This window comes from Paraburkholderia sp. BCC1876 (assembly GCF_902833695.1).
In the GTDB taxonomy this organism is placed as follows: Bacteria; Pseudomonadota; Gammaproteobacteria; order Burkholderiales; family Burkholderiaceae; genus Paraburkholderia.
Map to the genome: position 1 here is coordinate 931,883 of NZ_CADFGI010000001.1, position 12,469 is coordinate 944,351.

At 56.7% G+C, this 12,469-nt stretch carries 7 protein-coding genes; 4 read left to right on the forward strand and 3 right to left on the reverse strand.

What is annotated here, in order from left to right; translation table 11 throughout:
* Window positions 1–134 precede the first annotated feature (134 nt).
* The 3 genes from HWY05_RS04035 to HWY05_RS04045 form a co-directional block, all read right to left on the reverse strand.
* Window positions 135–899, reverse strand: a complete 765-nt coding sequence (locus HWY05_RS04035) for an HNH endonuclease (RefSeq protein ID WP_176057459.1) — start codon at window positions 897–899, stop codon at window positions 135–137.
* Entirely contained in the window at window positions 896–3,388 is a 2,493-nt protein-coding gene (locus HWY05_RS04040; protein WP_176057460.1) for an AAA family ATPase, read from the reverse strand. The genes HWY05_RS04035 and HWY05_RS04040 overlap by 4 nt, the downstream gene beginning before the upstream one ends.
* Before the next feature lie 653 nt (window positions 3,389–4,041).
* A complete protein-coding gene (locus HWY05_RS04045; protein WP_176057461.1) occupies window positions 4,042–6,690 on the reverse strand; it encodes an AAA family ATPase in 2,649 nt (882 codons plus the stop codon).
* Window positions 6,691–7,711: 1,021 nt separating this feature from the next.
* Here HWY05_RS04045 and HWY05_RS04050 point away from each other — a divergent pair.
* From HWY05_RS04050 to HWY05_RS04065, 4 genes are all read left to right on the forward strand, one after another.
* Window positions 7,712–8,182 carry a hypothetical protein gene (locus tag HWY05_RS04050; protein ID WP_176057462.1) on the forward strand — a complete coding sequence of 157 codons (471 nt, stop codon included), beginning with the start codon at window positions 7,712–7,714 and terminating at the stop codon, window positions 8,180–8,182.
* Window positions 8,183–8,538: 356 nt separating this feature from the next.
* Entirely contained in the window at window positions 8,539–9,282 is a 744-nt protein-coding gene (locus HWY05_RS04055; RefSeq protein WP_176057463.1) for a gluconate 2-dehydrogenase subunit 3 family protein, read from the forward strand.
* Window positions 9,282–11,060 carry a GMC family oxidoreductase gene (locus tag HWY05_RS04060; protein WP_176057464.1) on the forward strand — a complete coding sequence of 593 codons (1,779 nt, stop codon included), beginning with the start codon at window positions 9,282–9,284 and terminating at the stop codon, window positions 11,058–11,060. The genes HWY05_RS04055 and HWY05_RS04060 overlap by 1 nt, the downstream gene beginning before the upstream one ends.
* Window positions 11,057–12,469, forward strand: a complete 1,413-nt coding sequence (locus tag HWY05_RS04065) for a cytochrome c (RefSeq protein WP_176057465.1) — start codon at window positions 11,057–11,059, stop codon at window positions 12,467–12,469. Before HWY05_RS04060 ends, HWY05_RS04065 begins: the two co-directional genes overlap by 4 nt.

Genomic DNA, 12,469 nt, shown 5'->3' on the forward strand with positions numbered 1-12,469 from the left:
TCCGGATTTCGACAACCGGATCAAGTACAGCGCTCGTTGATCATCATCTGTGAATGTCAGTTTTCCCGCAGTCAAATTCGATTCATCAAAGGGCCGCGACGATCCGGTTTCGGAATCTCACCGCAAAAGCAAGCCTACCGAGCCGCCTTTTTGATTGTCTCAACGAGAGCATCGCGAAACTGTGCGACTTTGGCAAGAGCTGCCGAATCTTGGTTCCCGACAAAACCATGAATCGCATTCACCGAGTCGGCGAGTTGCTTGTCACCAGAGGTCAGCATCTGTTCTTCTGTGCCCTCCTTTAACACCGTATTGCACAAGTCCTTGCCTTGATCGGTGGTTCCGACATACACGGTGATATTGACGTCGTTAGTCGCAACGCTCACAAACTGCACGTGCGCATCATATTCGTGGAATCGTGGATGAAACTGCTTCTTAAATTCATCTACACCTGGATAGTGCTTTCGCTGCTTCTTGAAATCACTCGACAGCAGCTTCTTTTTGATTCTGTTGCAGCGCTCACATGCAACGGCGAGGTTCCAGAAATGGAGCGAAAATCGCGGGTGCCTAGCACGCGAAAGTACATGATCGATCGGGCGGGCATAACCGCCCTTCAGCAAGGGTTGGCGACAATAGCAGCACTGCCCTCCCTGCGATTGCGCGAGGTGGTCCCTCAGCGCAGACTGAATTTCCGATCCCTTGACACCTCCGACCTTGCTCGTCCATCCGCTCGCGTAAAACTCTTCCCAAACGTCTCTAGGTTGACGATGCGCAGCATCGAAGAACGACTCCTCCTCGAGAATCGTCAGTACGGCGGGAATGCGCATTTTGGTCCGATGACATTGATTGAGGAAAGCGTCCTCTTCCGCCTTTCTGTCCCTTCCCTTGGGTAGAAACCTCATGTCCCGTCCTTATCGCCCTGGCTCAGTCTAACCAGTTGACGCAGTGCCTGACGCGCTTTCGAGATTAGGTCGAGATGTCGCGACACCGTACCTGCGCTCACCTGTCCCCGCGACGCTTGCACTGTCTTTCGCATCAGCGTCAGCTCCTCATCGAGTTGCCCGACGAAATCCTGTACGCCCTGCCCGGAATTCGCCTTCTCAATCGCTTCGGACACCATGGCCGCGCAGCGCTCATGAACCTGCCGGTTGTTTTCGGTGTACGTCTCGAAACCTGTAAATAGAATACGTTCGACAGAATGTCTGTCATTTATGGCAATTTCCGTCAAACGCTGATCGCGTGCGACGAAGCAGATGTCCTGTTTATCGAGCGCGCTCGCGATAACGAGCGGCGAATGCGTAGCCACCACGATGTCGCACCGGAAATGCTCACGAAGCCTGCGCAATAGCAACGGCAACGTGCGCTGCCAACTGACGTGCAGGCTGATCTCGGGTTCGTCGACGAGTATCAGGCTCCCATGCCCGGCAGTGGCGACGATCTTCAACGTCAGCGCGAGCATCTGCTGCTCGCCTGAACTGAGCTTCAGAAAAGGGGCAATCTCACCTTTGTCCGCGAGCTTGAACGCCGGCTGCATCGTGGACAGTCTGACCTCGCGAGTCAGCTCATCATTTTCAGCGGCGTTGTTCGACAGTTCGAGCGTCTGAGCGGCCACGTCGTCGAATGCGGTCGAGCCGGACGCCTCTTCGAGCGGCATGAGAAAACGCCGGCGTTCGAAATCGAGTATCCCCAGCGCCATGTCAAGCGCTTCGCGACGTTCGGGCGCAGCATGTATGTCAAGCATCTTGCGACACAGGTCGTTTGCAATGTGCTGCGATTTCGTCGAATTGGCCGACGTTCTCGCTCCTTCGTAGTTGAAAAAGTCGAGTTCCCCCTCGCGTTTCTTACTAAACGTAAAACGATCGACCATGCCAAAAGCAATGCCGATGGTCTTGCGTCTTTGCTCCGCAGAACGCTCGGCGATTTCTTTCAGCAGCAAGCTTTTACCCGCACCGTTGTTTCCGATGATGTAGATTGACTTGCCGCGCCCGCTCGTCACAGACAGTTCATCGACGATCCTTGAACCATCCAGGCCCGACAGCCATGCATTCCGCTCATGGCGGCCGACGTAAGTGCTCGCGACAAGTGGAACGTCATCAGCGGACAGTTGCGTGTAACCTACTACAGAGCAAAGGCCGACGACGTCGCGATAGCCCTCCGAAAATTCGCGCCAGAATATCTGGCGGAAACGCTCAACATCGGGGGAGGCGTCGATATCTTTTTGCCAATACAGCTTAGACTTTTCGGGGTTCTCGAACAGAAGCACAAGATTTGCTCCAAATTGCGCAAGCGCGCTCCATTCCTGCAAGGAACGCGGTTTTCTCAACGCACCGGCGTTGACCATCAGGACACCGCTCCCCCCCGGGCGAGTATGCGAGCGCACGACCCACACGGATTTCCCAAGCTGGGATCCCGATTGACCAGTCCGCGGCAAGTCGATTACGGCGCTGAGCATTCCTCTGTTTAACAGCCACCTGCGCAGTTCGGATGGGCGATGGTTCGTGCTCGTCCGTGCAGTGCCCGCGACAACCACGATGCCGTCAAAGCTGCCACCGAGGCTCCTGAGCGAGGCGAGCATGTCTATTGAGTTTGTCGCGTCATCTGGGCGTATCATATCGGGGTCACGCCGAGACCTGCGGGTCCTCGTCAGGCTACGTGGCGCATCTATTTGAACAAAACGCCTTTGGGCAAGCGCCCATTCGTTTGCTGCGAGCGCGAAGCGAGGATCAATTCCGTGTAGCAGGAATCGCATACGCAGTTCGAAACCCAGCAATCCCACTTGTCGAACAAGACCCACTGGTCGCCCGTCCACCTTGTATTCGCCAAGCGTCTCGCCAGCAGGCGCAAACATCTCACCCGTGCCGCAAAAAGCCTCGACCAGAGAGTCCGATTTCGACGCCAGCTTATTCGACAGGATCGCAACCATATGCGAATGGGCACGATCAGCACCGATTTGATCGTTGGCTAATCTCAGGAACCGATGGTCAAATAGAAGCGCCACATCGACGCCGCGCTCTTGGCATGCGTCCCTCATGTATTCGAATAGCCGCCCGAGGAGTTCGTTGTTAGCACGGACGAAAACGTTTGGAAATGGTATCGGAACATCTAATAGACGCTCAATCGCTTGCAGCTTGTCCCGCCACATGTACTGCCGATCATGATTTCGAAAGTCACCAAAATGATCGCCGATTTCCTCCACAAGCACGGATATATCGGATCCGTATCGAGCACGTCTAATTTTGCCGGTCGAACGATCAAAAACGCAGGCCACCACAAAAAGCATTAGAAGCGATACGCGTGAGAACTCTTCGTCCGAAATCGGGAAGTCGTCACGCAAATACGAGTCGAGTCTTTTCCAGAACCCCGTAACAGTGAATTCACTTACAGTAACCATTTCTTCTCTTCCAAATTTTTCCCGTCTATGATTTCACGGATATGGAATGCGCGCCACCGGTCCGCCGCACAAACGGATAGAAATTAAGCAATGTTCATCGTCGCCGCCTTGGACGTGGGAGCTCATTACTGTCTGATCGAGAAAAAGTGGCACGCCCCGCCGGATCAAGGTGTTGATGGGCACATCGCTAACATTGTGCGGCGTGGGGGCAGGCACTGCAACCTCGCCGAAGTCGGACTGGCAAGTGCTCCGCGAACGGCTGTTAGTCGCGCGCTCATTGTCCTCAAAGTTATTTTGATGGCCATTGGCTACCGTCCAATTGTGTCTTCGCTCGAACGCTCACGCGTCGGCACTGCCCCGCAACTCGTCATCTAGTTGTCAAAGACGAATGCCCCCTCATTGGCTGACGCTGACCTCTGAGTGGACAGGACCCTGCGTCAGCAATGTGACGAGTTGCGGAGGGCGGCGGCGGAACGGTGTTGACGCCCCTATAAAACTGACCCATCTGTCAACGTCTCAAGCGGTGGTCAGATTGGCGGCCGCAATAGCCCATCCTTGACGAAGGACGAACCAAGTTGAACGCAACCCGACTCGGAACAACCGAATTTAGCGCCCAAATGACAACCCACAGTGCGGGGAAACAGCGGCAGATACTATCCCCCCGACGAGCCCTCTACTGCCTCGTCCAACTTCATAACGGTCTCGAGCATGTGTCTGACTACGCTCGCATCGAATTCTTCTGCTTGGTCTTCTTCATGGGTGCCCTTGTTAAGGTAATTCCATTCAATCATATGCTTTTCCCCTTGCCCTAGGATTTCTGCCAAATGTGGGATCGCTTCCTGAAATACTTCAACATCTTTCTTTTCGAGAAACGCACGGAGTCCCGTCGCAAGACTCATGAGATCCGGAGACCCTGGTCCTCGCATACCAATGCTAAGTTGAGCGGAAAGTTTCTTGCCCGCAATTTTTTTCCAAAGCCTGTTAAGCAAGTCCTCGAACGATTTCCTCACATAGCTCAAACAGTCACGGATTCTGCCTTCTTCGTAGCTCTGAGATGCAACGACAAGATAGTGCCGTGGTGAATCGAGCCTCACGGCAATCTTCTTTCCCGAAAGTGGCGTGATAAAATCGATGCGCGTAACCATCTCCTTGTACCGCTTCGTCGGAATTGCATTTTCAAGACGTTTGACGAAATCCTCGCCATGGGTGGTGACGATCAGCTGTCGTTTCCCAACTTCATTCGCGTTCAGGATGAGGTCGATGATTGCTCCCCGATGTTCGTCATCGATGGAATTCACAACATCGTCGAAGATTAGGAATGGGAGATCATCCCGGGTAATTTTCGCCAATAAGATAGCTAACCCAAGACAGCGGGTATGTCCCTCGCTAAGTACATGAAGTGCGTCGCACGTGCCACCATTCTCGAACTTTATCTGAATTTTTTCCCCGGTTGCCGTCGGCAACGTTAAAGATTTCAGTTTGTCAGATGGATGATCGTTCTTGTTAATCTCGTTGTAGAACGTTAGCGTCTTCTCGTTCAACTCCGCGGCGAGCGAGATAGGCAGTGCAGCGTTGTAATTCAGCAATTTTTGTCGAAACGAGTCATACGCGAGACTATAGGCCTTATTTCGTACAACTCCCGGCTTTTCTGAAGCAGCCTCTCTGATAAGGTCCTCGTTCGCTCGATTGAAGTTCTCGAGTGCTTCGTTTGAAGCAGCTTCGCTCCCTGCATTCGCATCAATGAGAGTGGAAATCGCGACTATCTCTTCTAGGTCTTTTGTAATTACGATACTCCCTGCCTCAAGCGTCTTGATTGCCGCCTTTGACTGTTCAACCGCCACGTTGAACTTTGCGACCGCATCGTTCAGCGCGTTCAGTAGTTCATCCAGAGCGTGCATCGCGCTTAAGAGCCGTTCGACATCAACCTGTGCCTTGGCGTTTGCAGCCGCCTCACAAAAGGAGTCGATTTCGGCCGCTCGGGCAAAGCTCACCGAAGAAGCCGTCGATGGTAGCTTCGCAAACTTAGCTTGTAGATCGCGCCAACCACTATCGAGAGTGAGTCGGATCTCCTTGATCCGCTTTTCAGCCTCCAGAGCAGCATCGAATTGTTTAAGCTTTCCTGCCGCGTGATCGTACGGATCGACGGGCACGACTAGCATCCCGTCATGATAGAGTTCAGACGAACAAGCAGGGCAAACGTTATCGAACTTCTCACGATTGCTCAGAACGGCGTCATACAGATCCCTAAGGGATAGTTGCTCTTTGTACTGGTCGAGCAGAATTTGCGCTTCGACCTTCTCTTTGAACAGCTTGAGCAGACTATCGACAGCGTCGGTTATTTCATCAGTTCTTGGGTCTAGAGCCGGTTTAATTGTCTGCAGACGACCGATTTCCGCGTTGTTCGCCTTCTGCATCCCGCCGCTACCATCGAGACCGGACAGCAAGCCTTTGACCTCGACGAGAGCATTGCATTCTGGATATTTAGCTAATAACGCGGTCTTGCGTGCCTCAGCGTCTTTTGCTTTTTCGGGAAGCCCCGCGAGAATTGCTTTGTGTCCTGCTATCCCTTTCTCTCGGTCAGAGAGATCTTTTCCTTTCTTGCCTACGCAGTCTATGTATGACTCAATGCTTTCGTTGAATTGGGTTGCAAAAGAGTTGAATTCTTCCAGTCCGAATAGAGCTGCCAAACGGGTCTGCTGAGCGGCAGGGGTGTTTGCCGCCACGCGTGCGAAGCCGTCGATTCTGTTCTTCTCGATGAAACAGAACTCGAAATGAGCTGGGTCGTGGCCGACTACAACGTCCTGTGCAACCGACGTGTCGCCATAGAGCACTGGCTTAGAAGACTTCCTAGAGATCGCGTTTGTGATGTATTCCGCAGTCTGGATGCGCTTCGCCTCAGCTTCGCTGATCGAACCAAGCAGGCCGAATTCAAGGGCCTCACAGAGACTAGTTTTTCCTGTTCCGTTTGGCCCGTAAACGAAAGTGTAAGGATTTTTGAACTCAAATGTTAGCTTGTCGGAGAAGCCTCGGAAATCCTCGACCGTGATCTTTTTGAGGCGGGTGATCGGGCTTTCATTACCCTGCGCCTCGTCTGTTTCGAGCTTGAACTCAGAGGAGATAGAATCTCCCTTATCAACGATCAACTTCGCGATGAGCTTCCCACGACGGCCTGCTGCCGCTCCGGAATTCGCGACATCAACGAATCGATCCAACACCAAGTTCGCAAGCCTTTTTTCGTGCTCCGACATAGCGGTTGCTGACTTGGCAAGAAATCTTTTGAATTCGTTTAGCGATTTGGTCATTTTAGTATGTATACGGGTTCTCGACACAAGGTGGGAATCTCAGCGGCGAATTGCAGGAGCCAGATGCAAGCGCACAGAATGCTCGCACCATATTCAACTGTTGGCAATCTCTGCAACAACAGGAACGATCCAAATTGCATATATCGCGTGAAACTTCTAAGTATCCGATTGGGGCAGCGGATGTCAGCTGGATTAGTGGAGATAGGACGGCCGCTACGCGGACAATCGCATCCCCGGATTGAATGGAGGCTAGCTCCGCCGGTAGGTTAGCGAAGCGTCGATGCATTCGGGCTTCCTGGAAATTGCCCTCCCGGAGCTTCAAGTCTGATGATCCGCGTGTCCTTACTGCTCATCGCGCTCACACGCGGGATATCACTTAGGGTAGGCCGGCGGACTAGGTTTTGCGCTAAAAAGAGGTGAGGGATAACAAGAAGCCGTACGCTTATTAGCGCAGCAGGCGTGAGTGCATCAACCGAGTGGTGGGTTTTTTAGGAGAGGCATCCGACTGTTTCGTGTCGAGAGTACGTATTCGGCATCCGTGAGACTGGTAAGGGCGTCAGTCCATCTGCGACCGTCAGGAAATCGACGCATAGCCGACTGACCTACGATGATATTTGAATGTTTTCTTCTGCCGATTAGTTGTCAGCGAAGCAGGCCGCCGCGACGACTCAATAGACTTCACGTTAGGCGTAACCGAATGAGGCTCATTTAGTCGACCACGCGCACCAATTTAGCTCACCGGGTTGCTCACTCGCGCCTCTCCCTCCCTTACAATTTCCAAGCCATCTGGAAACACCCAGTGGTCAGGTTTGGAAGCCTGCAAGTTAACCGGGAGCACCCACGCAACGTGGGGCGTGCATCTGTCTCTGCGCGTCTATATTTCAATGGGCGGGCGGTGATGAGGGAGCCGCGAGGCTCGCCGGTTTGGTTAACTACGGTCTTCCAACCTCGTCACGCGCCCGCTCACCCACCTCCCCAGCAAGTGTCGGGCGATCCTCAAAGCATCCGGGAGATCGCAACCATGACCACCACCAAACCAACAACAAAAAAAACCACCGCCCGCCCACCCGTCGACGCGCTCCAATACGAAAAACTCGCCCTCTCCGCCTTCGACCTGTGCCACCGGCAGATGCGTCAACTGGAAACCCTAACAACACTCGCGTCCACATTGTGTAGGAATCCTCCCATCACAATCGACGAGCGCCATCGTCACCGCACCCTGCTCGAACTACTCACCCACACCGGCGAGGAATATCAGCAACAGTTAGCGGCCGATCTCGAACTTTTCGGTGTGATCGCCCTCGACGCAAAGGGCGTCGCAAACAAAGAGCTCACGGCGAAGCAAGCAACCCACCTCCTAACAAACGCAACCGAGATCGCAACTCGACCATCGGCAGCCACCAAAACCACGCCGCGCAAACGTTCATCGGCGAAATGCGCGGCGATCGTAAAGAAGGACCATGCGCGTCGCCCGGTCGCCGTCCAGCACTAAACCAACTCTGCAGAGCGGCCTATGGGCTGCTCGAAACATCTCGCGAAAAAGCAGTCACACAACAAAGCAAGCTCCGCCGCGAAACCACCGCTCGCACCCCCACCGTCGCATTTCCGCATCACCCTTCCCAGCCCCAACCTCAGCAATCCCCCCGCCCAATAAAACCCCCAACCCCTTGATTCCAAACCCCTTACAACCGCAAAACCCCCATTCCCTCACATCCCGAAACAGCTTATTGTAAAATCCCGGAAAGACTTTGGAACCGGTTCCATTTACCATGCGACGAAATGCGATCGAACCTGCCAAAGACTGCGTGGCAGCGCAATGACGCGCTCCAACCTGGTGACCAGAACAACATGTCTCAATCCCCTCTAAGCTCGCGCCGCGGCTTTTTGCGCACGGCGATCGTGCTGGTTCCGGCCAGCACACTGGCTGCTTGCGACAACAAGCAACCCACCGCAACCGCAACGCAGAGCTCGAACCAAAGCTCAAACCAAAGCCAAAGCCCCGCAGCCGAAGCCACCCCCTACAAGCCCAAATTCTTCGACGCCAAAGAATGGGCCTTCATCGAAGCCGCCGTCGACCGCCTGATCCCCTCCGACGCGGAAGGCCCCGGCGCGCTCGAAGCCGGCGTCCCTGAATTCATCGATCGTCAGATGGACACGCCCTACGCGCACGGCGCGCTGTGGTACATGCAAGGCCCCTTCGCCCAGGGCGTCCCGGAGCTCGGCTACCAGCTCAAGCTGGTCCCCCGCGACCTCTACCGCCTCGGCATCGCGGCCATCAACGCGTATTGCACGAAAACCTACGCCCGCACTTTCGACGCCCTCGACGCCCCCATCCGCGACACCGTCCTCAGCGCGCTGGAAAAAGGCAAGCTCGAACTAACCGATGTGCCCGCCACCACCTTCTTCGGCCAGCTCCTGCAGAACACGCGCGAAGGCTACTTCTGCGATCCGATCCACGGCGGCAATCGCGACATGGCCGCCTGGAAAATGATCGGCTTCCCCGGCGCGCGCGCCGATTTCATGGACTTCGTCAATCAGAACGGCGCGGCCTATCCGTATGGCCCCGTGTCGATCGAAGGAAAGCGCACCTGATGTCTACTCAAACCAAACCGCACGTCGACGCGGTCATCGTCGGCTTCGGCTGGACCGGTGCGATCCTCGCGAAAGAACTCACCGAGGCGGGCCTGAACGTGGTCGCGCTCGAACGCGGCGAGTATCGCGACACGTATCCGGACGGCGCGTATCCGAACACGATCGACGAACTGACCTACAACATCCGCAAGAAACTGTTCCTCGATCTGTCGAAGACCACCGTATCGATCCGTCACAACATCGCCGAAACCGCGCTGCCGTATCGGCAACTCGCGGCGTTTCTGCCGGGCGAAGGCGTCGGCGGTGCGGGTCTGCACTGGTCGGGCGTGCACTTCCGCATCACGCCGGAAGAACTGAATCTGCGTAGCCACTACGAAGAACGCTACGGCAAGCGCTTCATTCCGGAAGGCATGACGATCCAGGACTATGGCGTCACCTACGACGAACTCGAACCGCATTTCGACTTCGCCGAAAAAGTATTCGGCACCTCGGGCCAGGCCTATAAAGTCAACGGCAAGGTAGTCGGCGACGGCAACGTATTCGAAGCGCCGCGCAGCGACAACTTCCCGCTCGCCGCGCAGTTGAACACCTATTCCGCCGAGCGTTTCGGCAAAGCCGCGCGCGAACTCGGTCTGAATCCGTACCGTCTGCCCTCGGCGAATACCTCGGGTCCGTACACGAACCCGTACGGCGCGCAAATGGGACCGTGCAACTTCTGCGGCTTCTGCAGCGGCTACGCGTGCTACATGTACTCGAAGGCCTCGCCGAATCTGAACATTCTGCCCGCGCTCAAACCGCTGCCGAACTTCGAACTGCGCTCGCGTTGTCACGTGCTGCGCGTCGATCTCGACGATACGAAAAAACGCGCAAAGGGCGTGACGTATGTCGATCCCGCAGGCAACGAAGTGTTCCAGCCCGCCGATCTCGTGATCGTCGCGGCGTTCCAGTATCACAACGTGCATCTGCTTCTGCTGTCGGGCATCGGCAAGCCTTACGACCCGATCTCGGGCGAAGGCGTGGTGGGCCGCAATTTCGCGTACCAGAACCTGTCGACGATCACCGCGTTCTTCGACAAGGACACCTTCACCAATCCGTTCATCGGCGCGGGCGGCAACGGCGTCGCGGTGGACGACTTCAACGCCGACAACTTCGATCACGGCCCGCTGGGTTTCGTCGGCGGTTCGCCGTTGTGGGTGAATCAGGCGGGCACCAAGCCGATCAGCGGCATCGCGACGCCGGACGGTACGCCGAACTGGGGCTCGGGCTGGAAGAAGTCGGTGAAGGACCACTACGCGCACACCATTTCCATGGATGCGCACGGCTCGAACATGTCGTACCGTGACGTGTTCCTCGACCTCGATCCGACCTATCGCGATTCGTACGGTCAGCCGCTGCTGCGCATGACTTTCGACTGGAAAGACAACGACATCAAGATGGCCCGCTACGTGACCGGTCAAATGCACAAGATCGCGCAGCAGATGGGACCGAAGTCGATCAACGTCTACACGCGCGAATTCGGCGCGCACTTCGACTCGCGCCGCTATCAGACCACGCACCTGGTGGGTGGCGCGGTAATGGGCACGGATCCGAAGACCAGCGTGTTGAACCGCTATCTGCAAAGCTGGGACGTGCATAACGTGTTCGTGATGGGGTCGTCGGCGTTTCCGCAAGGCATCGGCTACAACCCGACGGGCCTCGTCGCCGCGCTGGCCTACTGGTCGGCGAAAGCGATCCGCACGCAGTATCTGAAGAACCCCGGGCCGCTGGTGAGCGTATGAAGAAGATCAACCAAATCCAACGCATCGCGCGGGCGATCAAACATGCGGGCGCGGCGTCGCTATTCGTAGCGGCTGCGATAAGCGCACCGTTCACGGTGCAAGCGGCAACAGTGGCAACGGCAAGTGCAACGACGCCAGCGCCGACTCAATCGCAGCCGCAACAGCAATCCGACGCGGCACTCATCGCCCACGGCGAATACCTCGCGCGCGCTGGCGATTGCATTGCCTGTCACTCAACACCCGCAGGAAAACCCTTCGCAGGCGGCCTGAAATTCGACACGCCGATCGGCGCGATCTACTCGACCAACATCACGCCGGACCGCAACACCGGCATCGGTTCGTGGACCTTCGCGCAGTTCGATCGCGCGGTACGAGCGGGCGTGAAGCCGAACGGCGACACGTTGTATCCGGCCATGCCGTTCCCGTCCTACGCGCGACTGAACGAAGACGACATGCACGCGCTGTACGCGTACTTCACGCATGGCGTCGCGCCGGTCAACCAGGCGAACCGCGCCGTCGATATCGTCTGGCCGCTGTCCATGCGCTGGCCGCTCGGCATCTGGCGTCATCTGTTCGCCCCTGAACCCGCCACGTTCGACGCAACGCACTACACCGACCCGGTCATCGCACGCGGCGCGTACCTCGTGCAAGGCCTCGGCCACTGCGGCGCGTGCCATACGCCGCGTGCGGTGACGATGCAGGAACGCTCGCTCACCGATCTGGATGGCGCCGAGTTCCTCGCGGGCGGCGCTGCTATCGACGGTTGGGTTCCATCGAGCCTGCGCGCCAATCCGCGCACCGGCATCGGCGCATGGAGCGAAGCGGACCTCGTGCAGTTCCTGAAAACGGGCCGCACGCAGCACAGCGCGGCATTCGGCGGCATGACGGACGTCGTGCAGCACAGCATGCAGCACATGAGCGACGCGGACCTCACCGCCATCGCGCGATATCTGAAGACGCTGCCGTCCACCGATCCGAAGGAAACGCCGTACGCGTACAACGACACCGCCGCGCACGCACTGCGCACCGGCGACGCCACCGCACCCGGCGCGGCCGTCTATCGCGACAACTGCACGGCCTGCCATCGCAGCGACGGCCGCGGCTACAACCGCGTATTCCCGGCACTCGGCGGCAACCCGGTGGTCCAGGGTAAAGACGCGACGTCGCTAATTCATGTGCTGCTCACCGGCAGCACGCTCGAAGGCACGAAGACCGCACCGTCCTCGTTCACGATGCCGCCGTTCGGCTGGCGTCTGAACGATCAGGAAGTCGCGGACGTCACGAACTTCGTGCGTACGAGTTGGGGCAATACCGGTTCGACGGTCAACGCGTCCGACGTGGCGAAGGTCCGCAAGACCGTCACCGTGCACGCGCCTGACATGCCGCCGGGCGCTTCGCTGAGTCACTAA